Raw genomic sequence first — 24,262 nt, 5'->3', positions numbered from 1 at the left:
AGTACTCCAATTATGAAATTCTTTGAAATTATAGCAAATCGCTGAAAGTATAGCAACCTCGTTGATAAATAGAAAAGATTCTCAATTAATTATTAAGGAAATATAAAGGCAAATCACTAAAAGTTATAAATATCAAAAGTATTATTGATTTCCTATAATTTAAACTTATCATATAGCTATTATGAATAATATATCTGATAAATAGCATCTAGGATAAAGCTAAGAGCATAGTATTAGATTATAGTTGGGCGATACCAATCTTGTGGGATGGGCATCTTGCCCGTCCTTGTATTAAGTAGTGAGACAGAATTAATTACACAATATCATTGCGTAAGCGTTGCCTTAGCCATATGGAACGAAGTGAAATGAAGCAATCACAACCCTTGCGATTGCTTCCCTTCCCTCGCAATGACTGTAAATATTTTTGTCCAATTACTTATTAGCTGGCTTTTCGTCCCGCACCACAAGAAATTTTGGGATATTTTTTTAATTGGAAGTCTCTAATGGTAAAAAAATTTTGCTTATTGACTTTTATTCTTAAAAAGTCTATAGTTTTTGATGGAGTTAATTGCAAGTAATTTGCAAAAATATTGAACATAATTCTTAGTGGGGTAAAAAAATGGTAGTGGGTAAAAAAAGCTTTTGGGGTGTTGGTGGCGGATTGTTAGCCTTGACAGGAATAGTGTTGAGCGGTTTGGATTCTCCGCATCTAGCCATAGCTAACCCTTTGCAAAATCAACCAGCACCACGCTTAATTGCTCAGAAAATCAACCCTTTAACTATAGTTTTTCCTAGTCGCTCTGATTCTACAGACTTGCAAAATAAAGCTAATAATGTAGCTGCTTTTTTATCTAAGGAATTAGGCATACCCGTTAAAGCGCAAGTAGGTGATGAGACAGCCGCAGTAGAAGCTTTAAGAGCGAATCGGGCTGATGTAGCATTTTTAAGTAGTCGTCCGGCTTTAAAGGCTGAACAATTAGCAAATTCTCGGTTATATTTGGCAGAAGTTCGCAAAAATTACTCTGGTAGATATACTTATAATTCTATTTTTGTTGTTCCTAGTAACAGCCAATTAAAAAGTAAAAATTCTCCAAAAGCAACTTTAGAACAACTCAGAGGAAAAACTATTGCTTTTACTTCTCCTACATCTGGTTCCGGGTTTCTTTTTCCAGTGAGTGAGTTAGTAAAACAGGGTTTCGTACCTAACCGCGATCGCTTGGAAAGCTTCTTTGGTAAAGTTAGTTATGGTGGAAATTATAGTAAAGCTTTAGATGCTGTAATTAGAGGTCAAGCGGATGTAGCTGTAGTCTCAGAATATGCTCTTTTCCCTCCCTATTTGGCGGCTGAAAATAGAGATAAGGTCAGGATATTACATAAAATTTCCGGTGTTCCGGCTCATGGTATTGCCATTGATGATGATGTCCCTGTTGTCATCAGAGAAAAGCTAATTAATGCTTTATTGAAGTTAAATAAATCAGAAAATAATCAATTACTAAGCAGTTTATATAATTCCACAGAATTGGTAAGAGTTGATCATAATCGTCATCTTCAACCAGTGCGAGAAGCTTTGAAAAACGTGGGAATGGAATAATATAACCCCACCCCCAACCCCTCCCCGCAAGCGAGGAGGGGAGCAGGATAGAACAAAAATTATCATATTCCCATTAGCCATGACTATTGATCAAGTAGCACATAAAAATTATCATTTATCCAACTTATCTCAAAGTAACGTGAATTTTATTGAATGTTGTAATTTGGAAACAGGTTATATTGCATCTCTACAGCGACCAATTTTAAATAATATTAATTGCCAAATTAATCAAGGTGAATTTGTAGTCTTGCTAGGATTGAATGGGGCAGGTAAATCAACATTATTAAAATCACTTGTGGGTTTAGTTCCCTTGATTAAGGGAGAAATTAAAATTAATGGTGTGTCTGTAAGTGAGCAAAACTTACCGCAAATCCGTCGAGATGTGGGAATGCTATTTCAGGGAGGGGGCTTAATTCGCCAATTATCAGCAATTGATAATGTTTTGTGTGGCAGGTTGGGGGTGAGAAAAACGAGGCAAACTTTATGGGGATTTGGGCAACGCGATCGCACCTTAGCCTTAGAATTATTAACACAACTAGGTTTGCAAGAACAAGCATATCAAAAAACTAGTAAATTAAGCGGTGGACAACAACAAAAAGTAGCGATCGCTAGAGCATTAATGCAATCTCCACAAATACTTTTAGCCGATGAACCCACCACAGGTTTAGATGTGGTAGCCTCCCAACAAGTCATGGCAACTTTATCAGAATTGCATCAACAAGGATTAACTATAATTACCGTTTTACATGACTTAGCTCTAGCTAAAGAATATGCTCAAAGAGCGATAATTTTAGATAATGGAAAAGTAGTTTATGATGGCAAATGTGAAAATTTACAACAGCGATTTTTATCAACTATCTAAGTAGTGAGACAGAATTAATTACACAATGTCACTGCGTTAGCGTGGCGTTAGCCATATGGAACGAAGTGAAATGAAGCAACTCCAAGGGTTGTGATTGCTTCCCTTCGCTCGCAATGACTGTAAATATTTTTGTCCAATTACTTAATTTGAGGAATAATGGTGATTCGATAACTTGTGTGTACACCGTAGCTTTATAAGGGGAAAGGGGGGTAAAAATGTGATGAAAATTACGGGATACGACTTTTCAAACATCCTCTAAGGGACTTCCAATTAAAAAAATACCCAAAAATTTCTTGTGGTGCGGGACGAATTGCCTGCTAATCATTAAGGACAGGCAGGATGCCCATCCCACAAAATTGGGTAATTTATTTTTTGGTGTTCCCTAACGCCACGCTACGCTATCAGCAAACCCTAAATAAAATAATCAAAATTATATGGAGTAATTTAAAAAAATGAAAAAATTTTCTAATTCACAAATTTTTCATCGTTATCCTTGGTTTATGCCTTCACTTGTCTTCCTATTAATGATAGGAATTTATATTTGGGCATTACAAGGATTAAAAGTTGATCTGAAATTATTAAAAGATAGCTGGCCTTTTATCACAGACTTCATTTCTCGGTTATTTCCTCCCAACTTGCAAGTTTTAGACATTGCCATTAAAGGATTAATTGAAACCGTGCAGATGTCCGTCTGGGGAACATCCATAGGTGCAGTTTTATCCTTACCAATTGCCATAGCCAGTTCTAATAATATCGCCCCTTTATGGTTAAGATGGATAGCAAACTTACTGCAAAATGCTGTGCGTTCCGTACCTTCAATTATCTTAGGTTTAATCTTCGTAGCTGCTACAGGTTTAGGCGCACCCGCTGGAACATTGGCATTATCAATATATACTATTGGCTATCTTGCTAAATTTTATCAACAAGCGATAGAATCAGTAGATTATCATTCCTTAGAGTCTTTACAGGTAATTGGAGCATCAAAAATACAAATTGCTCAGTATGGGATATTACCGCAAATATTACCTTTAGGATTAGGTTATACCCTATGGATGTTTGAATATAACATTCGTGCTGCTTCAGTTTTAGGAGTAGTTGGTGCTGGGGGAATAGGATTTCAATTAAAAAGCTATATAGATGGTTTTGAATATACCAAAGCCACAACCATGATGTTAGTGCTATTAGTAGTAGTCACAGTTATTGATTGGTTTAGTAGTAAATTACGCCGATACCTAGAGTCAATTTAGTATTTATCTGCGTTTATCTGCGTTTATCTGCGTTCAATTATTCCAAAAATCGGCGTTGCTGATTAAGGGGATGAATTTTAGTCTCACGCAAAGGTAAGATTTTTAAAGGTTCAATTTGGAAATTTCATACCTCGATATGGCTAATGCCTCCGGCTCCCGCAGGGATACGCCACGCAGGCTATCAGCAACGCCCAAAAATCTTACCAATTCTTCCTCCTGACTCCTGACTCGGTGACTACTTATTAATAAAATCCCAAATAGCTTCAGCGACAACACTGGCACAAGTTTCTGGTAAATTACTTTCTCCATGAGCAATATTATGTAACTGAACTTCGGGAATTAATCGGGCATAAGTATTACTTTTTGATATAGCAGATTGTGTATCTTGACCACCTTGCAAAATCAAACAGGGAACATTAATTTCCGGTAAGCGGGTTTCTAATAATTCTGCTGCTATTTCTGGTTGCTTGCGATTAAAAAGTAATTGACAAGCTGTAGAAGATTGTAACAATGTTTGTCTTAATTCTAAATCTCTAGCAATTTTTCCCTCCCAACCAATCAATTTGATAAAAGGCATAATTAAGCGTAAAAATTTAATTATTAAGGGTGAACAATTAAATAACCGCCGTTTTTTTTGCCATTCCTCTTTTTTATCTTCCGCTGCAACACCCTCTGGTGATAACAATATTAAGCCAGATATTTGTTCTGGATATTTTAAAGCATAACTAGCCGCAATCCAACCTCCTAGAGAATTACCAGCTAAATAGACCTTTTCTAATTTTAAAGCGTTTAAAAAATCAGCTAAACACTCGACTTGTAAATCTATGGAATGGTGAATTTTAGGATTTGCTGATTCACCAAAACCTAACAAATCTGGTGAAAAGCAATGGATGTTTTCAGCTAATAATTCCATTGTGGATACCCATTCGCTACCATCATTCCATGCACCATGTAGAAAAACTACGGGTATTCCTGTACCAACTTCACGCCAAAACAATACCCCTTGACTAAGTTTTATGCGGGAGTTACGAAATAAAATATTCATTTATTTTAACTTACTAATTTAGGTGTCTAAGTTGTGCAATTTCCAATTATAGACTTTAGAGTTAATTTCCCAACCCAGAATTTTAAATTTTCCATCTTTTATGCAAGTGTTGTTAAACCATTTAAGTAGTCTTGTAACTGACGAAAATGATCATGAGACATATCTGGTTTTGGCAAAGAACTAGGAGGAAAAGCTTGAATTTCCATAACTTCTAAAGTATCTTTGACTGCCATTTCTCCTTGAACTTCAGCTTCAACAGTAATACAGATAGAATGAATCCGAGGATCACGATCTGGTGAAGAGTAAACCCCCACTAAACGGCGGATTTTAACTACTTCTAACCCTGTTTCCTCTATCAATTCCCGACGGACTGCATGAGGAACATCTTCTCCCCAATCCACCATACCACCAGGTAATGACCAACGACCATCATCCTTTCTTCTAATGAGGACAATCTGACCATCAGGTAAAATAGGAATAATACTTGTACCAGTAATGGGGTGGCGGAATATAATACCCAGTACCGTTTGTCCAAAATGCCATAAGCTTCGTGTGGACTGAATCATTGGTGTAAAATTAGTAAAAATGTTCAAGTTTAAAATTGTTTGATTGTGTTAAGTAGGTTAGCATTGAAAATCGTCGTTATGGGAGGGCAAGAGGCAAAAGGCAAGAGGCAAAAGGCAAGAGGCAATAGTGAAGAGGGTTTGGGCGATTTTACGTTTCTTTACACAGATTGGTTTTATTGTGTTCACCTACTTACGAATTACGAATTCCGGCGTTGCTGATTAAGGGTATGAATTTTAGTCTCACGCAAAGGCGCAAAGACGCAAAGGTAAGATTTTTAAAGGTTCAATTTGGAAATTTCATACCTCGATTCAGCAACGCCCGAATTCCAAATTACGAATTACGAATTACGAATTACCAATTAATGTTGTTTCTGCAATCTGGAAAATTATTTCTTCTAATGTCCGCAATAATTCTTGCTCATTGTACGGTTTAGAAAAATAAGCTTTTGCTCCTAATTGCATAGCTAACTGACGATGCTTACTACTACTACGGGAGGTTAACATAGCGACAGGAATATTTCTCAACTCTGTATTGTTGTTGATTCGCTCTAAAAAGCTATAACCGTCAATACGAGGCATTTCAATATCACAGATCACTGCTTGGACTTGCAAACCACTTTCTAGCTTTTCTAAAGCTTCTTGACCATCTTTAGCCTGTTCTACTTGATATCCACCTTTTTCCAGGGTTAGTGCTAGATAACGACGGACATTAATGGAATCATCAACAATCAAAATTATGCCTTTTTGGCGACTAGGTTGATTGATAGTGGGTACTTTTGGCGGTTTGAGGAATGCAGTTTGTAGTCTTGTTGTTGGTAATTTATTACTGATGTGGGGACGTTCATTTTTTGTAATCCATGATACCAAATCATTAGTATTAATGAGGGGAACTACTCGACCATCACCCAGAATTGTACAGTTGTTAAAACCACTGGGAAGGGGAATATTACCTTCTACTTGACGAATAGCTACTTCTTGTTCACCCCAGCAGCGTTCTACTTGAACTGCGACTTGTTGATGATCATGTTTGACTATCAATACACTTATAGCATTAATGATCGGCAGAGTTTCTAATTCCAGGTTATTGTAGCGGGAGCAATTAAATTCAAAGTAACTATTGAGACGTAGTAATGGTAATTGATTGTTTTGCCAGTTAATAAATTCCTTCCCGTTTTGGGAGAAGATTTGTTCCTGTTCTAGCAAGAAAATTTCCTCAATTACGTCTGTAAAAAATGCTAACACCAAGCGATCGCTCTCAACCAATAAAACCCGCGCAACTGACAAGGTAAATGGGACTGATAAGGTAAACTTCGTCCCCACTCCAGCTTGGGTGTCAACATTCACATCTCCTCGCGCTAATTTCAGGTTATTACGGACTACATCCATACCTACACCCCGACCAGATAAAGCTGTTACCTGTTCTGAGGTGCTAAATCCTGGTTCAAAAATCAATGATAGTAGATCTTCATCACTAGCGCTCGCTAATAAAGAATCGTCCAAACCCATTTTTAAGGCGCGGTGACGAATTTTGTCTAAAGAAATACCTTGACCATCATCACGAATAGTAATAATCGTGCGATTACTATGATAGACCGCTTTCATTTCAATCAAACCTTGTTCACTTTTTCCTTGCTTTTTCCGAGTAATAGGATCTTCAATTCCATGATCAAAAGCATTGCGTAATAAGTGCATTAAAGGCTCATTTAAAGCTTCCAAAATACCTCTTTCAATTAAAGTATTTCCACCTTCAATTTTTAATTGCACATTTTTTCCATACTCAACATTTAAATCCCTAATAGCTCTAGGAAACCGTTCTACTAAATCGGAGAAAGGACGCATTCTCACCTGGGTTAATTGTCTTTGTAATTGTTTAGAAGTTTTATTTAGTTTTCTTGCTATTTGGTCTGTATCGTCCACACTTAATTGGATATCACTGGTAACTTCTGCCACTTGGACAATAGTTTCCATCACATTTTGAGATAATAAATTCAATTTTTGATAGCTATCTTGTTCTGTAAAATTATTTTCTACTTCTTGATTACCATGATTATGAGTTATTATTTTTGCGTAAGCTGTTCGCAGTTCTTGATTTTCTTGATCAAGAATTTGGACTCTTTGACTGAGATTACGCACTAATTTACGTAATCTTTCCATTTGCACATTTAACCCATTACGTTGAATAATAACTTCTCCAAATAAATCATTAATCTTTTCTAAATGTTTACTAGGAACTCTAACTGTATTTTCCTGGTTTTCCCTTTCTTTAGGCAGTGAATTAATATCACTTTTACGTTCAGTATATTTATAATCTATGGGGAGATTTTCTGAGGTTGATCCTCTATCAGCACTTTCTGGAGATAATTCAACATTTTCTAATAAATCAAAATCAGAAATATTTGATTTATGCAATAAATAATCTTGCTGATTTGATGAAATAGGAGGAAGATTATGAATAACTTCACCAAAATTAATTCTAGTTGGTAAATTACCTAGTTGATTACTTAATACTAAAGTTTGAGATTGTCGCCATGCTTTTAATGCTAAATTAGCAATTTCTAAACAACTATCAGGGTAAGTTTCTAAATAATGGCTAACGGATTGACATAATTTGGTAAAAGCTGTTAATTGCAGCATTTCTCCTAACCCACTCAACTCAGTGGACATCATTACCAACTCTACTCTTAACCCCGATTTATTGCTATTTTTTAATCTAGCTTCTAGGTGTTGTAAATACTCTTCAACTTCAGTTTCAAATAATAAAGGGATAATTTCTGTATCATTTTCTGATGATAGTAAAGTTGTAATATTTTCTGGAGTCGGTTCACCTAAACGCTCATAAAGTTCGTCAAAAACTGGATAACAAAATTTTCTTAACCAACTATCATCCAGATTATTACCCTTTGCCAATAACTCAACAATCTGTCGTAGCCAATCAACACTAGATAGTAATAAACTTTGTAAATGAGTATCAAGTTCCAAAGAATCTTTTTGAGTCTTTAAGACTTTAAAGGCATCTTCCAATTTATGAGCTAAATCACTTAATACGCGAAATCCCATCATTGCTGCTCCACCTTTAATAGAGTGGGCGGCTCTCATTGCAGCGTTAATATGTTCTAATTCAATACGTTTACTAATGTCAATTTCCAGTAATACCCCTTCTAAAGTATTGAGATAATCAGTTGCTTCTTCCAGAAATTGCATCTGGATTTCCAATTCTTTATCTTTAGTCATTAGTCATTAGTCATTAAGTAGGTTGGTGTTGAAAATTGTCGTTATGGCAAGGCAAAAGGCAAAAGGCAAGAGTGAAGAGGGTTTGGGCGATTTTACATTTCTTTACACAGTTTGGTTTTATTGTGTTCACCTACTTATTTATTAATTCAGAACAAATGAGAATATCAATTAGGTGGGAAAGTCTCAATAGTATCTTTTAACTCTTGAGAAATATCTACTGCTTTTTGTAAAGATTGGGAAACTTGACGCGAATTATGAATATTACGTGCTGATACAAGGGTAATATCTTTAATAGTTTGACTCACAATTTGTGATGTTTGAACTTGAGATTGAGTAGAACTTAAAATTGACTGAACCAGGGTATCTATTTGCTGGGATACATCAGTGATTTTTTGTAAATTATGCTTGGCATTTTCAATAATATTGCTGCTTTGGGTAACTTGATTAGTTCCCATTGTCATTGTTTTTAATACTTCACCTGTTTCTTGTTGGATTTTGGCAATTATTTCCTCAATTTCTTGAGTAGCGGCTGCACTTCTGGCGGCTAATTCGCCAACTTCTTCAGCTACCACTGCAAAACCTTGACCTTCCTCTCCGGCTCTTGCAGCTTCAATTCCCGCATTAATTGCTAATAGATTAGTTTGCATAGAAATTTGATTAATTATAGAAACCACACGGGAAATTTGTTGAGAAGAGTCCCCTAAACGTCTTACTTTTTTGGTGATTTCATCAACCGTTTCTTGGACACAGAAAATATTTTGCAGTGTTAAATCCATCTCTGCTCCAGTTTTAGTAGCTGTATGGTTAGCATCATTAATAATGGTGACAGCTTGCTGTGCTATATCAGCGGTAGATTGAATAGCAATGGTCATATTTTCAATAGTTTCTAAGCTTTGGTACATTTTTTCAGGTTCTAGAATTGCCTCTGTGGCGAATTTTTCTAAATAAACATTTACTTCACTAACAGCTTGTTGAATTTGATTGACAATCGGCTCAATACTATCCTGAAAATTCTGGAGTTCTAGGGAGTCTTGATGAATATTTGTTTGACTATGAGCTTTCAATTTTCTGATCTCTACTAGCAGATGAGATTGTTCTAAAGCATAGCCAACTTGTGTAGCAATTTGGGTTAAAAAATTAATTTCTTCAACTTGCCAAATATGAGGATTATAACAATGATGAGCAATCAGGAATCCTTGAATTTCTCCATGACTTAAAATTGGTGCTGTTAAACTACTTTGTACAGAAAATTTCTTTAACCACTCGATATAACTACTGGTTAATTTTACCTCTTGTTCAATGTCTGATATAGCCTCAAATTGATTACTTTTCCCAAGTTCTCGCCAGTGAGAATCATTGTTATAGACACCAAGCATTTTTTGACAATCATCAAGTACTGATTCAGCAATTACTTTGACAGCTTGGGTTTTTCGATGGAGTTTATAAACGATGACTCTATCTGTTTTTAGAACATGACTAACTTCAGAAATTGCTGTTTGATAAATAGCTTCGGACTGAAGATTTAGCCGAATTTTTCTAGTCACTTCTAGCAGTAATTTTAGCCATTCAATTTCTCTTTCTTGATCTTCTTGTTTGTTGACTACGCTTAGATGTATTTGCTCTTGAATTTCCTGAGCTTTTCCTATAGACGTATTCGCAATTTTAGCATTAATCCGCTGACTTAACCAAGCTACAAGCAACGTCATTAATAATGCAATTAATGATGTTGTAGTAGCAGTTAATTTTAAAAATTCTCTTTGTTGCTTAAAGGCGATCGCTGTATCTTTTTCTACGATTAATTGCCACTTGATCTCCGGTAAACCTGATATTTTGGAAAATGGTATATAAGTAATAAGTTGCTGCTTTTGATTATTTTTGGCAATGGCTGTAAATGTATCAATATTTTTGGTATTCAAAACATTAGTTAAACTCGGATATATATCTACGAGTTTTTCACCAAACATATCTTGATAGGAACTAATTAAAATTTTTCCTGCTGCATCTAAAAAATAATATTGATTATTCTTATCTATATAACCTTGGATTACTTTTTTTAAAGCCTTTAGAGGTATACGAGTTCTGACTATACCAATAGTATTACCCTCCACTGCATCCTTAATTGGTGCAGCTATATAAATCACTGTGCCGATATTTTTAACTATTTCTGGTTGACTAATAATAGGAGTATTTTGTTTAACTACATCTTGAAAATAGATCAGTTGTTTTTCTGGACTTAAAGACTCTCCTGATGATTGCATAATCACTTGTCCATTCAGATCAAATATGGCTACACTATCATAAACATGACTATTTTTGATCAAGCTATCTAAGGAGGCTTTTGTTTCTATATTAATTGTGCTGGGATCAACTTTCGATATTTGCCTAAATTTTTCTGCTATTGCTTTTTCTGTATCTTGCATCGGACTTGAAAAAGATATATTAGATAGGATCTGAATATCTCCATAGCGTTGTCCAATAAAGTTATTAACTTTATCACTTAAATTAATTGCTGTATTTTCTTGGGATGTAATAATTTGCTTTGTAATTAACTTACTACCAAACATATAAGCGATCGCCCCAATTCCCAAAACTGGTAAAGTACCAATAGCTATAGATAAAATTATAGATTGGGTACTTAACTTAAATTGTCGCAAATATTCTAATCTCTCATACCAAGACCTCTGATCACTGGAACTTTTTCCTCTATTATCAACAACTTTAGTTGGAGAAATTAAAGATGCTTGATTTTGAGAATTGCTACTTTGTTTGATATCAGTTTTATTCAACATATATTCTTCGCACCACATCTATAAAATAAAAAGTTACCGCTTTCTTCGAGTATTAATTATTAGTTAATACAAAAAACATCTGAACTTAAAATATGTACTGCATTTAATACCAATAAAATTTCTTCTTGTTGTACCACACAACCACATAAGTAAGGTACTAAACTAGATGCTACTTGTCCGACAGGGGAACGGATATCATCAGCAATAAACTTGGTTGTTCCTTTAATTTCTTGAACGACTAAACCTAAAATTATTGATTCTATTTGAATAACAATAATATTATACTGACGCAATCGGTGATCAAGACATTCTAGATTAAACATCCTCGGTAAATCAACCACCCAAATTATATGACTGCGCCAATTCATCAATCCTAATATACAAGCAGGCATATTCGGAATAGCCGTAACCGATGTCACAGGTACAATAATTGCTTCCTGCGTATGAGAAATGGATAAAACAGCACCAGTTTGTTGATTAAGTTGAAATTTGAGATAGCCATCTTCTCGACTATTATGTATGGCTTGATGGTTAAAGTCAAATTGCAACTTTTTCATAAGTAAATATAATTAAAATCAGTTTACTTTCGTTTTATGGGATAACCACAACTTTCTCCCATACTAACTTAGTTATCAGTCCAGTCCAGTAATTTCTCCATCTCCTCATCTGTGCCAAGTATACAGTAGGATTATCTCTCCCAGAAGCGATCGCCGAAGGCATCAGCCATAACCCAACATTATCAAGGATTTTGTTGGGTTTCGCTATCGCTCAACCCAACCTACATTTCCTTAACTATTACCTACCTATTCTCTATCTCATATTTTGCTTTTTCTCCGCTTTGGGATCACGATTGGCTACAGCGGCTAATTCCGCATCCATTAAGGTTTTTCCGGTGGCTGCTAGGTAAACATCATCTAAACTAGGACGAGATTGAGCGATGCCAAAAATTGGTAAATTGGCATGATTTAACGCCTGTTGAATCGTGATCAAAACGTCATTTTGCGGAGTAACTACTAAATTTAGAGAGTTACCTTGGGCGCTGTTGATGATGATTTCTTGAACAAAAGGTAAGGCTGCTAACAGGTTTTTGGCGGTTTCGGCTTCTTCTAGAGGTGAAAATTCGCGGATTCTCAAGGTGATGCGATCGCCCCCCACCTGATCTTTTAACTGAGAAGGTGTACCATTAGCAATAACCAAACCTCTATCAATAATTGCCACCCTGTCAGCTAAAGCATCAACTTCTTCCAAATAATGACTGGTAATTACCACAGTAGTTCCCCCAGCCCGTAATTGCCGCAGGAAATTCCAGACTACAACCCGACTTTCAATATCCAATCCTACCGTTGGTTCATCTAATACCAACACATCAGGGGCATGAAGTAACCCAGCCGCTAGATCTAACCGTTTGCGTAAACCACCGGAATAAGTGCCAGTTTTTTTATCTGCGTATTCTTGTAACCCCAGCAAATCCAAAATAGTATTAATTCGCTGTTTAATCAGCGCACCAGGAAGATGATACAGCGCCGCTTGTAATTGTAGTAACTCCCGTCCAGTTAGCACCTTATCTAAAGCTACCTCTTGGGCTACATAACCCAGTTTTTGCCTAGCCAATTTGGGGTTATTTAAGACGGAAATGCCGGAAACCTCAATTTTCCCAGTATCAGGCGTTGTTAGCGTACATAAAGCCCGGAGAGTGGTCGTTTTCCCCGCCCCGTTAGGTCCAAGTAACCCAAAAATTTCTCCAGGTTGGACTTGAAAGGAAACATCCTGGACTGCGACTAGATTACCGTAGCTTTTTTTGAGATTTTCGATGAAAACAGCGGCAGTCATGACAGCTATAATCCTTAACTATACAATTCGCAACAATCTATCTTTCATTGTACAAGTTAGGCGATCGCCATGATGAGTTGAATATTTCATTTTCAGATAATTCTCAGTACAGATTTAGCCAAATGATCAACTATAGGGATAAGCTCATCTCTATCGTTATTGTTGATACTTCAGCTATACAGTACGTCTATCAACTTGACTTATTTGATTTATTTTTGAAACTATATAGTCAAAGAAACAGGTATAAATTTAGTACAATTTTGAGATACACCCAAGACGTGGTGGAAAGTGCTGTAAGTTTATTAAGTTATAATCAAGAGATGGACTGGGAATGTCAATAATATATTTTGAACTTCTCATTCGCAAGCGGCCTGTTTCAAACCAAACACGGAACAAAATAAACCGTCGAGAATGGATAAATTTTGTGCATTCTGAAGCCCAAAAGGTTTGGACGGGTAGCAGTCCAATTAAAGATGCTAATTTACAGTTAACGCTAATTTATCTTTGTGGTGATAATTATGGTGATCCGAATCTACTTGACACCGATAACATTATTAAACCCATTCAGGATGCACTCAATGAGTTAGTTTATGAAGATGATGGACTAATATCAGATGTAGAGAGTCATCGTCGGTTTTTATCTGAGCCAATTGATATAACAAATTTACCTTTATTATTACAGGAAGGTGTCATCATTGGCGAAGAGTGTGTTTATGTCAAAGTAAGTGAATCTCAAACATTGGAAAAATACTTATGATAGACAATACTAAAAGTTTACATGATGATAAAGTTGAATCTTTGATCAAGCAGTATCGTGATCAAGGATTTACTGTTATACAAAACCCGAAAGCAGATCAATTACCGTTTGATTTGGATAATTATCAACCCGATATTCTTGCTACTAAGAATGAAAATGAATCTGGTTTAATAGGTTTAATAATTGAAGTAAAAACCAGTATTCGTCCAGTTTCAGTTGAGCATTTACAATTTGTAGCAGAAGAAGTAAGTAGACATCCAGGCTGGCGTTTTTTATTAGTGACACTTGAAGATATAGAAGCCGAATCATTACCTGGAACATCGGAAGAACTACCTTCTTGGGAAGAACTAATTGACCATTTTAGTCAAGTTAGCAAGCTTATTGAAAATAATAATATTGAACCTGCTTTTCTTTTTCTCTGGAGTGTTTTTGAGGGAGCATTAAGAAAAAGAGCAGTTGATGTATCAATTCCTATTGAACGTTTACCATTCATAAAATTGCTAAGATCAATGTACTCTGTGGGAGAGTTATCAATTTCTGAATTTGATATTATTCAAGCTTACTTAGAAAAGCGTAATCGTCTGGCTCACGGTTATATTCAGAAGCTAGATTCGGAGGTTTTACCTAAGTTTATAATGTTGGTTGTTAAGTTATTGATAGAATGGATTTCTAATATATCTGAAACTGAAAAAATAGCAGTTCTACAGGTTTTCAGGCAAATTATGGTTAGTATGACCGAAAATACTCAGGAAACTACAGCACAAAGGAATCAGAAATTTCAAGAAATATTAGTTTCTGTGTTAAACGACGAACCAACAGAAAAAAAAGATGAAATATTTGCAAAGATTAAGCACATATTGGAAAAAGTAGAAGGAGGAACTAATTTTTTTAATGAAGTTCAACACTTATCTGATGAGTATTGCGATCTTTCTACTAACTCTAAAAATCAACAGCCAAACAAAAATGAAATAGTTCTAGATGATAACGCACAAATAGCACTTGATGCTTTACCAACTCAAGAAAAAGAAAAGATTAGTCATGCTATTAGTTATCTAGAAAACTTTCCTGATTGTTCAGAAATTGAATTTTCTAATCTGAATTCAAGCCCAGATAATGATTTTATTGCGAAGGTAGGCATATATCGAATCATTTTTGAAGTTCAATCTAAAAAAGTGACTATTACTGATATAGTTAATTATAAACGGATTGAAATGTTATATGGATTATTAGAAAAGGCTAAAGTATGAAAAATCTAGATTCTTTTCATATAGATATTAAACAGTGTTGGGTTGAACTTGAGGAATTTGAAAATCTACTGCGTTCGCATAGATTTGAACATGGATTTAGTCAAATCATTGATTGGTTTTGGAAAATTGATGATGTTAAGAATACTTCTCAATTTCGTTCTATTTTTGGAAGTGAGAATATAGAATATCAAGGTATTCTTGTTATAGGTAGAGATGAATTCCTTAGTGAGCTTGAAAAAGCTAGATTGAAATGGTATTTAAATAGAGTTGTAGTAGACTCACGCAAAGTAATTTGTAAAACATTTGATCAATTAGCTAGAGATATAAGACATAGACTTTCACAGTATCCAAAGATTTTATGAAATTACTAATTTTACCCTCTTCTTTGCGCCTTTGCTTCTTTGCGTCTTTGCGCGAAACAAAAATAATATAAAAACACCCAACTAAAAACATGGAACTATACTTAATCCGTCATGGTATCGCCGAAGAACATCAACCGCAACTAAAAGACGAAGAACGACAACTCACCCCAGAAGGACGAGAAAAAACCGAGAAAGTCGCTCAAAGATTAGCACAGCTAGAATTACACTTTGATCTCATTCTTACCAGTCCCCTAGTTCGCGCTTATCAAACAGCAGAAATACTCATTGCGGCTGGATTGAGTTCCCAGTTAGAAACATCAGATCATCTGAGCTTTGATGGTAATATTCAAAATTGGTGGCAAGAATGGCTTCAACCCAGGAATTATCCCCAGAAAACCAAATTAGCATTAGTCGGTCATGAGCCTAGTTTAAGCCATTGGGCAGAAATTCTCCTGTGGGGAGCAGCAAAAGAGAGCCTCATCCTCAAAAAAGCAGGTATGATGGGAATAAAACTACCAGATGATGGTTCAGCTTGGGGTCGTAGTCAACTGTTTTGGTTAACATCACCCAAGTACCTGCTGTAATAGTTGTTACATCTGCAACTATTGTGGTGAAAATAGTCTCTAGTAGGTTAGTGTGAGCAGATATTTTACAAAGTAAATGGTGTTGCCATGACGGTATGCGAATACAAGCCTGGTTTAGAAGGCATTCCCGCAGCCCAGTCGAGCATTAGTTATGTAGACGGGCAGAAAGGAATTCTAGAATATCGTGGTATCAGGATTGAGGAATTAGCGGAGAAAAGTACATTCCTAGAAACTGCATATCTGTTAATTTGGGGTGAGTTACCAAATGAAGAAGAACTAAAAGCATTTGAGCATGAAGTTCTCTTCCACAGGCGCATCAAATACCGCATTCGGGACATGATGAAATGCTTCCCTGAAAGTGGTCATCCGATGGATGCGCTTCAAGCCTCGGCTGCTGCTTTAGGTTTATTCTATTCTCGTCGGGATTTACATAATCCTGTCTATATTCGGACTGCTGCCGTCCGGTTAATCGCTACTATTCCCACGATGGTAGCAGCATTCCAGTTAATGCGGCAAGGTAATGACCCCGTTAAACCCAGGGATGATTTGAACTATGCGGCTAACTTCCTGTATATGCTCAATGAGAAAGAGCCTGACCCCCTAGCCGCCAAAATATTTGATATCTGCCTAATACTTCATGTTGAGCATACAATGAATGCTTCAACATTTAGTGCTAGAGTCACAGCTTCTACATTGACTGATCCTTATGCAGTAGTCGCCAGTGCCGTCGGTACTTTAGGCGGTCCATTGCATGGTGGAGCGAATGAAGAAGTAATTCAGATGTTAGAAGACATCGGTTCAGTAGAAAATGTTGTCCCCTATGTAGATGATCTTCTCAAACGCAAAGCTAAAATTATGGGCTTTGGTCATCGTGTCTACAAAGTCAAAGATCCTCGCGCTACAATCTTACAAAGCTTGGCAGAGCAATTGTTTGAGAAGTTTGGCTATGACGAATACTATGAAATTGCCGTAGAAATGGAACGGGTAGTTTCAGAAAAACTGGGTGGTAAAGGGATTTATCCTAATGTTGACTTTTATTCTGGTTTGGTGTATAGGAAAATGGGAATCCCTACAGATTTGTTTACACCAGTATTTGCGATCGCCCGTGTAGCCGGTTGGTTAGCACACTGGAAAGAACAACTGGTAGAAAACCGGATTTTCCGTCCCACTCAAATTTACAGTGGTCGTCACGAAATCGCCTACACTCCGATTGACCAACGTTAACTGACAAACTACTCAACTGTAGATTTGGGATGTTCAATTCAAGTCCTCCAATGGACAGATTGATAACCGTCACATCTTCCATTGAGGCTTGTATTCCAAAATCACAACCCGTTAAAATTGGCAAACTTACAACAGCGCCGAGTTTGGGAAACCCATTACCAACCCGGAAGCGGCTAATTTGCACTACCTGATGACGATTAAGTCATCAATCATCAATTCCCAATCCCAACCATAAGTAGAAGTTGTCTTGTAGAGTCTGATGGGGAAACCCATCCAAGGATATACTAAACTCATGAATTAGCCCAAGTATTGAAGGGAATAAACTATCAAAGATTTGTTAATTGCTCAACTGTCCCTCTCATTGTTTGTGCTGGCGCACAAAATTACTCAAGGGACGTTTCACAATTAAACCTCCATTCCTCCCATCACCAAACTGAGTACAGTTTTGGTGGGGGTCTCCTGGAGGTTTAGATGAAAGTTGAAACAACTAATTTCATCTTGGACAGTTGATCAGAACGTTGACTTAAAGAGCAGCAAACATGAATCCAGGAATTGACCTCCAAGGAACTTTTATTCAATCTGTCAAAGACTTGGGCGTACCCCCTGGCGCGGCCAAAGCTCTATGGATGCCATTACCAATGGTATTGATGCTAATTGGGGCTACAGTAGGCGTACTAGTTGCCACATGGCTAGAACGGAAAATTTCAGCGGCGGCACAGCAGCGGATTGGTCCTGAATACCAAGGACCCTTTGGATTACTAGTGCCTGTAGCCGATGGTCTGAAGCTGGTATTTAAAGAAGATATCATCCCCGCCAAAGCAGATACTTGGCTATTTACCATCGGTCCAATTATTGTCGTCTTACCAGTATTTCTGTCTTATTTAATTGTGCCATTTGGACAGAATATCATCATTGCTAACGTCGGCATGGGCGTGTTCTTGTGGATTGCACTATCTAGTATTCAGCCCATTGGTTTATTAATGGCAGGTTATGCCTCTAATAATAAATACGCCTTATTGGGAGGTTTACGGGCAGCAGCACAGTCCATCAGCTATGAAATTCCCTTAGCATTGAGTGTACTAGCGATCGCCATGATGTCCAATAGTCTTAGTACCGTTGACATCGTTAATCAGCAATCTAACTTTGGCATTCTCGGCTGGAATATTTGGCGACAACCATTAGGTTTTATGATCTTTTGGATAGCCGCCCTAGCAGAATGCGAGCGCCTACCCTTTGACTTACCAGAAGCCGAAGAAGAACTAGTTGCCGGGTATCAGACCGAATATTCAGGCATGAAATTCGCCCTCTTTTACCTCAGTTCCTACATTAACCTTGTCCTTTCTGCCCTATTAGTAGCAATTTTATACCTTGGTGGTTGGCATTGTCCTATACCCCTGGAGATGATCACTGGTTGGTTAGGAGTCAGCGAAAGTGACCCAGCCATTCAGGTAGTCACAGCAGTGATAGGCATTACCATGACCGTGATTAAAGCCTACTTACTAGTATTTTTTGCCATCCTCATTCGTTGGACAGTACCACGGGTACGGATTGACCAATTGCTAGACTTAGGATGGAAATTTCTCTTACCAATAGGCTTGGTAAATCTCCTATTAACCGCAGCCTTCAAACTAGCCTTTCCCTTCGCCTTCGGTGGGTAAGGCAATTTTAGATTTTGGATTGAATCTGAAATCTAAAATCCAAAATCCAAAATCCAAAATTGTAAAGAGAGAGACACAAAAATGCTTAAATTCCTCAAACAAGTTGGTGATTACGCCAAAGAAGCAGTCCAAGCAGGTCGTTATATTGGTCAAGGATTATCTGTTACTTTTGACCACATGAGACGGCGACCTGTTACCGTTCAATATCCCTACGAAAAATTGATTCCTGGGGAAAGATTTCGCGGTCGCATTCACTATGAATTTGATAAGTGTATTGCTTGTGAAGTCTGTGTGCGTGTTTGTCCCATTAATCTTCCTGTCGTTGACTGGGAAATGGACAAAGGCACTAAAAAGAAAAAGCTCAAACACTACAGTATTGATTTTGGAGTTTGTATCTTCTGTGGTAACTGTGTGGAATACTGTCCCACCAACTGTTTATCCATGACAGAAGAATATGAACTAGCCACTTATGATCGCCATGAACTTAATTACGATAGTGTAGCCCTGGGACGATTACCCTATAAAGTTACAAACGATCCCATGGTGACACCACTGCGCGAACTTGTTTACCTACCTAAAGGCGTAATGGACCCTCACGGAGTCCCCGCTGATGCCCCCCGTGCAGGTTCTCGTCCAGAAGACTTAGTAGTCTGTCAACCCGAAAATGACGGGTGAAGGCAAGCAGGGGGAGGTTGGGGAGGTTGGGGAGGTGGGGGAGGTGGGGGAGGTGGGGGAGGGAAGAAGAGAAGTTTTTTCCGATTATTACCCGTCAAAATAAATTTGACGAACTACTAGTAGAAACAGAAAAATAATTAGTTATTAGTCATTAGTCATTAGTCATTAGCAAAGATAATTTACAACTGACAACTGACAACTGACAACTGACAACTGACAACTGACAACTGACAACCAACAACTAACAACTGACTAAGGACAAAAACAGTGAATCTAGCAGAGGGAGTACAGTCTGTATCACTTGGCATTCTTGGTGTAATGATGATTGGGACAGCACTCGGTGTAGTGTTATTCTCTAACATTGTTTATTCCGCGTTTTTGCTGGGAGGTGTATTCATCAGTATAGCGGGAATGTACTTATTGCTAAATGGTGATTTTGTCGCATCAGCACAAATCCTAATTTATGTTGGTGCTATTAACGTTTTAATTCTGTTTGCCATTATGTTGGTAAACAAAAGACAGGATTTTTCACCATTACCTAGTGCTGGATTAAGAAAAGTATTTACAGCTATAGTCAGTTTTGGACTATTTGCGCTTTTAAGTACAATGGTATTAGCTACACCTTGGGCTTATACAATTAATCCCGTAGTTAATCAAAATTCCATCGTTGTCATTGGTGAGCATTTCTTCAGCGACTTTTTGCTACCCTTTGAATTAGCTTCCGTCCTCTTGCTAATAGCGATGGTAGGCGCAATTATTTTGGCGCGTCGGGAATATCTCCCTGACCAAGTACCAACCACTGAACTACAACAAACAATTTTAACCCTACCAGAACGTCCCAAAGAACTCATCTCCACTGGTAGCACCACTACAAATGCCGAATAGCAACTGGAAAGAGATATCAAGGTTAAAAAACTTCTGTCTTTTGCCTTTTAACTCTTGCCTTTTGCCTCTTGCCTATTCCTTGACAACTGACAATCATGCAACTCCAATACTTTTTATTACTAGCCGCAGCTTTGTTTTGCATTGGGATTTATGGCTTAATTACCAGTCGGAACGCAGTGCGGGTACTCATGTCAATTGAGTTATTGCTAAATGCCGTTAATCTAAATTTAATGGCATTTTCCAACTTCCTGGATTCAACCTTAATTAAGGGTCAGGTTTTTACCGTTTTCGTGATTACCGTAGCAGCAGCAGAAGCAGCAGTAGGTTTAGCGATCGTTCTGACTATTTATCGCAACCGCGATACCGTTGATATGGAGCAGTTTAATCTTCTGAAGTGGTAATAGTTAGTGCAACTCAAGCAGGTAATCATTGCTTATAAAGCCCGAGATCCCCAGAGTCAACGCTGGGCTGAACTCTGTGCTAAACAACTAGAAAATCGTCAGTGCCAAGTATTGATGGGACCTAGTGGTCCAAAAGATAACCCCTATCCGGTTTTTTTGGCCTCTGCTAACCAACCAATTGATTTAGCTTTGGTACTCGGTGGTGATGGTACTGTCTTAACTGGCGCTAGGCATTTAGCTCCAGCCGGCATTCCCATTCTCGGAGTCAATGTAGGCGGACATTTGGGGTTTTTAACCGAGTCAGTAGATGAGTTTCAAGATCCAGAAATAGTTTGGGACAGGCTGTTAGAAGATCGTTATGCTATCCAACGGCGGATGATGTTACAAGCAGCGGTATATGAAGGAACTGGCTCAAATTTAGAACCCGTAACTGAAAGTTACTTGGCTTTAAATGAGTTTTGTGTCAAACCCGCTTCTGCTGACAGAATGATTACCTCAATTCTGGAAATGGAAATTGATGGTGAAATAGTAGATCAATATGTGGGAGATGGGTTAATTATCTCTACTCCCACAGGTTCTACTGGTTATACTGTTTCTGCCAGCGGACCAATTATCCATGATGGGATGGAAGCAATTACTATCACTCCCATTTGTCCAATGAGTCTTTCTAGTCGTCCTCTGGTTTTACCCCCCGGTTCGGTGGTTAGTATTTGGCCTTTGGGCGATTATGATTTAAGCACCAAACTCTGGATGGATGGTGTTTTATCTACTTCTATTTGGCCTGGACATCGTGTTGATGTGCGAATGGCTGATTGTCGCGCTAAGTTTATTGTCTTACGGGCAAATAATTCATATTACCAAACATTGCGGGAGAAGTTACTGTGGGCAGGAACAAGAGTTCGTTACAACAATAATCACCGCAATTGATGTTTATGTTTATTTTCTAAACTTTCACCCCGTCACGCCTGTAATTCTCAATCAATTTTCGCCCCCAATTGCAATTTATTTGGGGGTTCTTTTTAGGAACTACGGTCAGAAACGGTAAGTTCTACCGAGATTGTCTGTCGAGTGGAAAAACCTCTTAGAAGTCATTCTAAGACCACGATGAAGCAGGAAATAAACACTAAGATTATCGCTGTCCAGATGTGTCTAGACTTTGGTAATTTTGGGTAAGTTTTATAGAACGGTAAGACAATGTACACAAAAAATGCAAAAAATCGTCTAATTAGATACAATTTATGAACATTAGAAGAAGTTTTGGAGAATAACATGGTCTTATTAAAAGGCTTTGAGATTGAGATATACACTGGCACACCTCAAGGTGACATTGTGGGACTATCGGACAAGATTGTTACAAATTTAGATGGATTTATGCGTGAACCGGATAGCCGGAATGTGGAGTACATAACTCAACCATCTATCAATTATGACAGTTTATTGTGTGCTTTGTTGCGACCCAGAAAGACGTTGCGGAATTATCTCCAAGGTTTAGATAATTATACTTTGATACCAGGTAGTACATTATCTTTGCAAGGAAGCCAAAGCTTTTTGCGTTCTGACCCTACGAATCCCTATCATGATTACATTGAACAAACCTATGGCACAAAGGTAGTTACAGCCAGCGTCCATATCAATATTGGTATCAGTGACCCAGAAATATTAATGCGTGCCTGTCGGGTCATCAGAATGGAAGCACCTCTATTTTTAGCTATGAGTGCCTCTTCTCCTTTCCTGGATAGTAAAACCACAGGTTATCATTCCACTCGCTGGGGACTATTTCCCCAAACCCCTGATTATGTTCCCTTATTTGCTAGTCATGCTGATCATATTCAATGGGTAAATGAACAGTTGGCGGCTGGAACAATGCAAAATGTCCGGCATTTGTGGACATCAGTACGTCCCAATGGCGATCGCCGACCTTATGATCTAAATCGGTTAGAATTGCGAATTTGTGATTTAGTGACAGATCCTATTGCCTTGTTAGCGATGACAGCAATGCTGGAAGCGCGGTTAATCCAAATTATTGACAACCCCAGTATTGATCCTTTAACTCAAAGCCCGTTTTCTCCCGAAGAACTGATTACCTTAACCAGAAGCAACGAAATGGCTGCCGCCACTGACAGTCTGGATGCAAGATTACAGCGATGGCAAGATGGTAGCAGTATCCTGGCTAGAGATTGGATAGCACAAATCTATCAAGAAGTTTGGAGTATCGCCAAACAACAGGGCTTTAGTTGTTTCTTATCCCCCTTGCAAAAAATCCTGCGAGAAGGCAATGAAGCTCAACAATGGTTGCAACTGCATAAAGTAGGCATTGATATTCAGCGTGTAATTGCTCAAGCCATTATTGCCACCCAAGAACGGGAAACCGAATTAGAAAGCAAGCTATGTTCATCTGTGAGGCAATAAGGGAGAGGCAAGAGGGAATAGGCAAAGATAAATATTCTCCTCACTCAGATCCTCCTTTCCTCTTGCTGAATGATTTAAAAAAATAATCACAGGGCAATACTTCGTACATATTAAAAAAAACTATATATCGCCTCTACATTTTGGTAGATTTTTAGACAGTAAGAAATTTCCTAATATACAATTTAGAGCTGAGAAAGATGCCCCAGATAGTTTTAGTCAACCCACAAATTCCTCCTAATACTGGCAATATTGCCCGGACTTGTGCTGCTACAGGTACGGAATTACATCTAGTTGGTCCATTAGGATTTGAAATTAGCGATCGCTATCTCAAACGAGCCGGGTTAGATTATTGGCCTTACGTTAAATTCCATTATCATAATTCCATAGAAACATTTCAAGACGCACATAAACAACGTGGAGGTAGATGCTTAGGTTTTAGCGTTCGTGGTAATTTTAACTACATTAATTTTGAATTTCAACCGGATGACTGGCTACTCTTTGGCAGTGAAACAGCAGGATTACCAGACACCATTCTTTCCACTTGTGACTCCACCTTATATATTCCCATGAATGAACCTGGCGTGAGGAGCTTGAACCTATCAGTCAGCGTCGCCATAGGTTTATTTGAATGTCGTCGTCAGTTAGGCTATTTACAATAATTCATATTCACCAACAGAAATTTAGGATTAACTGTGATAGAAACATATTTATCAGCATCAATCATGCCAACACCCTTGAAAACAATGTTGCGTAAAATACATAAGCAAAAAGTTAATCATGATAAATACTGATAAAATCTGCTAACATGACATAAGAAATTTGTATAGATACTTTCAGGGTGATCTAACCAACAAGGATAGATTTTAGTTAATTCTCAACTTATGACTCAAAAAAGCAGA

General features: G+C 37.6%; 21 protein-coding genes. 15 read left to right on the top strand and 6 right to left on the bottom strand.

Features of this window, described 5'->3' with window-relative positions; genetic code table 11:
• Nucleotides 1–619 precede the first annotated feature (619 nt).
• The 3 genes from NG743_RS17950 to phnE all read left to right on the top strand — a co-directional run bounded on the left by NG743_RS17950 (nucleotide 620) and on the right by phnE (nucleotide 3,700).
• Entirely contained in the window at nucleotides 620–1,591 is a 972-nt protein-coding gene (locus NG743_RS17950) for a phosphate/phosphite/phosphonate ABC transporter substrate-binding protein (protein WP_257120604.1), read from the top strand.
• A 79-nt stretch (nucleotides 1,592–1,670) separates the two neighbouring features.
• Complete coding sequence (locus tag NG743_RS17945) at nucleotides 1,671–2,453, top strand: phosphonate ABC transporter ATP-binding protein (protein WP_080683888.1); 783 nt, start codon at nucleotides 1,671–1,673, stop codon at nucleotides 2,451–2,453.
• A gap of 500 nt (nucleotides 2,454–2,953) precedes the next feature.
• Nucleotides 2,954–3,700, top strand: coding sequence for a phosphonate ABC transporter, permease protein PhnE (gene phnE / locus NG743_RS17940; protein ID WP_370566882.1), 747 nt, complete (start codon nucleotides 2,954–2,956; stop codon nucleotides 3,698–3,700).
• 235 nt (nucleotides 3,701–3,935) lie between these two features.
• Here the strand turns inward: phnE and NG743_RS17935 are convergent, their stop codons facing one another.
• The 6 genes from NG743_RS17935 to NG743_RS17910 all read right to left on the bottom strand — a co-directional run bounded on the left by NG743_RS17935 (nucleotide 3,936) and on the right by NG743_RS17910 (nucleotide 13,161).
• Complete coding sequence (locus NG743_RS17935) at nucleotides 3,936–4,745, bottom strand: alpha/beta fold hydrolase (protein ID WP_257120603.1); 810 nt, start codon at nucleotides 4,743–4,745, stop codon at nucleotides 3,936–3,938.
• A gap of 98 nt (nucleotides 4,746–4,843) precedes the next feature.
• Nucleotides 4,844–5,311: an NUDIX hydrolase gene (locus NG743_RS17930; RefSeq protein WP_173401703.1), complete on the bottom strand. Its 468-nt coding sequence runs from the start codon at nucleotides 5,309–5,311 to the stop codon at nucleotides 4,844–4,846.
• 345 nt (nucleotides 5,312–5,656) lie between these two features.
• A complete protein-coding gene (locus NG743_RS17925; protein WP_257120602.1) occupies nucleotides 5,657–8,542 on the bottom strand; it encodes a hybrid sensor histidine kinase/response regulator in 2,886 nt (961 codons plus the stop codon).
• A gap of 164 nt (nucleotides 8,543–8,706) precedes the next feature.
• The gene (locus tag NG743_RS17920) at nucleotides 8,707–11,331 is read right to left on the bottom strand and encodes a methyl-accepting chemotaxis protein (protein ID WP_257120601.1); all 2,625 of its coding nucleotides are present in this window, start codon (nucleotides 11,329–11,331) and stop codon (nucleotides 8,707–8,709) included.
• Nucleotides 11,332–11,390: 59 nt separating this feature from the next.
• Complete coding sequence (locus NG743_RS17915) at nucleotides 11,391–11,888, bottom strand: chemotaxis protein CheW (RefSeq protein WP_027402448.1); 498 nt, start codon at nucleotides 11,886–11,888, stop codon at nucleotides 11,391–11,393.
• Between the two features lie 253 nt (nucleotides 11,889–12,141).
• Nucleotides 12,142–13,161, bottom strand: a complete 1,020-nt coding sequence (locus tag NG743_RS17910) for an ABC transporter ATP-binding protein (protein ID WP_027402449.1) — start codon at nucleotides 13,159–13,161, stop codon at nucleotides 12,142–12,144.
• Between the two features lie 331 nt (nucleotides 13,162–13,492).
• Here NG743_RS17910 and NG743_RS17905 point away from each other — a divergent pair, with 331 nt between their 5' ends.
• The 12 genes from NG743_RS17905 to NG743_RS17850 all read left to right on the top strand — a co-directional run bounded on the left by NG743_RS17905 (nucleotide 13,493) and on the right by NG743_RS17850 (nucleotide 24,022).
• Complete coding sequence (locus NG743_RS17905; protein ID WP_168643850.1) at nucleotides 13,493–13,918, top strand: RusA family crossover junction endodeoxyribonuclease; 426 nt, start codon at nucleotides 13,493–13,495, stop codon at nucleotides 13,916–13,918.
• Nucleotides 13,915–15,165, top strand: coding sequence for a hypothetical protein (locus NG743_RS17900; protein WP_257120600.1), 1,251 nt, complete (start codon nucleotides 13,915–13,917; stop codon nucleotides 15,163–15,165). Before NG743_RS17905 ends, NG743_RS17900 begins: the two co-directional genes overlap by 4 nt.
• Nucleotides 15,162–15,527: a Shedu anti-phage system protein SduA domain-containing protein gene (locus NG743_RS17895; protein WP_193963554.1), complete on the top strand. Its 366-nt coding sequence runs from the start codon at nucleotides 15,162–15,164 to the stop codon at nucleotides 15,525–15,527. Before NG743_RS17900 ends, NG743_RS17895 begins: the two co-directional genes overlap by 4 nt.
• An 89-nt stretch (nucleotides 15,528–15,616) precedes the next feature.
• A complete protein-coding gene (gene sixA / locus NG743_RS17890; protein WP_257120598.1) occupies nucleotides 15,617–16,111 on the top strand; it encodes a phosphohistidine phosphatase SixA in 495 nt (164 codons plus the stop codon).
• 87 nt (nucleotides 16,112–16,198) lie between these two features.
• Nucleotides 16,199–17,335, top strand: a complete 1,137-nt coding sequence (locus NG743_RS17885) for a citrate synthase (RefSeq protein WP_027402452.1) — start codon at nucleotides 16,199–16,201, stop codon at nucleotides 17,333–17,335.
• A gap of 539 nt (nucleotides 17,336–17,874) precedes the next feature.
• Nucleotides 17,875–18,993 carry an NADH-quinone oxidoreductase subunit NuoH gene (gene nuoH, locus NG743_RS17880; RefSeq protein ID WP_027402453.1) on the top strand — a complete coding sequence of 373 codons (1,119 nt, stop codon included), beginning with the start codon at nucleotides 17,875–17,877 and terminating at the stop codon, nucleotides 18,991–18,993.
• An 81-nt stretch (nucleotides 18,994–19,074) separates the two neighbouring features.
• Entirely contained in the window at nucleotides 19,075–19,668 is a 594-nt protein-coding gene (gene ndhI / locus NG743_RS17875; RefSeq protein WP_027402454.1) for an NAD(P)H-quinone oxidoreductase subunit I, read from the top strand.
• A gap of 267 nt (nucleotides 19,669–19,935) precedes the next feature.
• The gene (locus NG743_RS17870; protein ID WP_027402455.1) at nucleotides 19,936–20,553 is read left to right on the top strand and encodes an NADH-quinone oxidoreductase subunit J; all 618 of its coding nucleotides are present in this window, start codon (nucleotides 19,936–19,938) and stop codon (nucleotides 20,551–20,553) included.
• A 95-nt stretch (nucleotides 20,554–20,648) separates the two neighbouring features.
• Nucleotides 20,649–20,954 carry an NADH-quinone oxidoreductase subunit NuoK gene (nuoK, locus tag NG743_RS17865; RefSeq protein ID WP_015080280.1) on the top strand — a complete coding sequence of 102 codons (306 nt, stop codon included), beginning with the start codon at nucleotides 20,649–20,651 and terminating at the stop codon, nucleotides 20,952–20,954.
• 6 nt (nucleotides 20,955–20,960) lie between these two features.
• Nucleotides 20,961–21,881 carry an NAD(+) kinase gene (locus tag NG743_RS17860; RefSeq protein WP_027402456.1) on the top strand — a complete coding sequence of 307 codons (921 nt, stop codon included), beginning with the start codon at nucleotides 20,961–20,963 and terminating at the stop codon, nucleotides 21,879–21,881.
• 342 nt (nucleotides 21,882–22,223) lie between these two features.
• The gene (gene gshA, locus NG743_RS17855; RefSeq protein WP_027402457.1) at nucleotides 22,224–23,363 is read left to right on the top strand and encodes a glutamate--cysteine ligase; all 1,140 of its coding nucleotides are present in this window, start codon (nucleotides 22,224–22,226) and stop codon (nucleotides 23,361–23,363) included.
• A gap of 197 nt (nucleotides 23,364–23,560) precedes the next feature.
• Entirely contained in the window at nucleotides 23,561–24,022 is a 462-nt protein-coding gene (locus tag NG743_RS17850; RefSeq protein ID WP_027402458.1) for a tRNA (cytidine(34)-2'-O)-methyltransferase, read from the top strand.
• Nucleotides 24,023–24,262: the final 240 nt, after the last annotated feature.

Origin of the sequence: Dolichospermum heterosporum TAC447 (assembly GCF_024584745.1) — a bacterium.
Taxonomy (GTDB): domain Bacteria; phylum Cyanobacteriota; class Cyanobacteriia; order Cyanobacteriales; family Nostocaceae; genus Dolichospermum; species Dolichospermum heterosporum.
This window is presented reverse-complemented; position numbering and strand designations above follow the sequence as displayed.

Bases quoted from the DNA above. Each gene is read 5' to 3' on its own strand.
- NG743_RS17950 (WP_257120604.1), top strand. From the start codon at position 620: ATGGTAGTGGGTAAAAAAAGCTTTTGGGGTGTTGGTGGCGGATTGTTA.
- NG743_RS17945 (WP_080683888.1), top strand. From the start codon at position 1,671: ATGACTATTGATCAAGTAGCACATAAAAATTATCATTTATCCAACTTA.
- phnE (WP_370566882.1), top strand. From the start codon at position 2,954: ATGCCTTCACTTGTCTTCCTATTAATGATAGGAATTTATATTTGGGCA.
- NG743_RS17935 (WP_257120603.1), bottom strand. From the start codon at position 4,745: ATGAATATTTTATTTCGTAACTCCCGCATAAAACTTAGTCAAGGGGTA.
- NG743_RS17930 (WP_173401703.1), bottom strand. From the start codon at position 5,311: ATGATTCAGTCCACACGAAGCTTATGGCATTTTGGACAAACGGTACTG.
- NG743_RS17925 (WP_257120602.1), bottom strand. From the start codon at position 8,542: ATGACTAAAGATAAAGAATTGGAAATCCAGATGCAATTTCTGGAAGAA.
- NG743_RS17920 (WP_257120601.1), bottom strand. From the start codon at position 11,331: ATGTTGAATAAAACTGATATCAAACAAAGTAGCAATTCTCAAAATCAA.
- NG743_RS17915 (WP_027402448.1), bottom strand. From the start codon at position 11,888: ATGAAAAAGTTGCAATTTGACTTTAACCATCAAGCCATACATAATAGT.
- NG743_RS17910 (WP_027402449.1), bottom strand. From the start codon at position 13,161: ATGACTGCCGCTGTTTTCATCGAAAATCTCAAAAAAAGCTACGGTAAT.
- NG743_RS17905 (WP_168643850.1), top strand. From the start codon at position 13,493: ATGTCAATAATATATTTTGAACTTCTCATTCGCAAGCGGCCTGTTTCA.
- NG743_RS17900 (WP_257120600.1), top strand. From the start codon at position 13,915: ATGATAGACAATACTAAAAGTTTACATGATGATAAAGTTGAATCTTTG.
- NG743_RS17895 (WP_193963554.1), top strand. From the start codon at position 15,162: ATGAAAAATCTAGATTCTTTTCATATAGATATTAAACAGTGTTGGGTT.
- sixA (WP_257120598.1), top strand. From the start codon at position 15,617: ATGGAACTATACTTAATCCGTCATGGTATCGCCGAAGAACATCAACCG.
- NG743_RS17885 (WP_027402452.1), top strand. From the start codon at position 16,199: ATGACGGTATGCGAATACAAGCCTGGTTTAGAAGGCATTCCCGCAGCC.
- nuoH (WP_027402453.1), top strand. From the start codon at position 17,875: ATGAATCCAGGAATTGACCTCCAAGGAACTTTTATTCAATCTGTCAAA.
- ndhI (WP_027402454.1), top strand. From the start codon at position 19,075: ATGCTTAAATTCCTCAAACAAGTTGGTGATTACGCCAAAGAAGCAGTC.
- nuoK (WP_015080280.1), top strand. From the start codon at position 20,649: ATGCAACTCCAATACTTTTTATTACTAGCCGCAGCTTTGTTTTGCATT.
- gshA (WP_027402457.1), top strand. From the start codon at position 22,224: ATGGTCTTATTAAAAGGCTTTGAGATTGAGATATACACTGGCACACCT.
- NG743_RS17850 (WP_027402458.1), top strand. From the start codon at position 23,561: ATGCCCCAGATAGTTTTAGTCAACCCACAAATTCCTCCTAATACTGGC.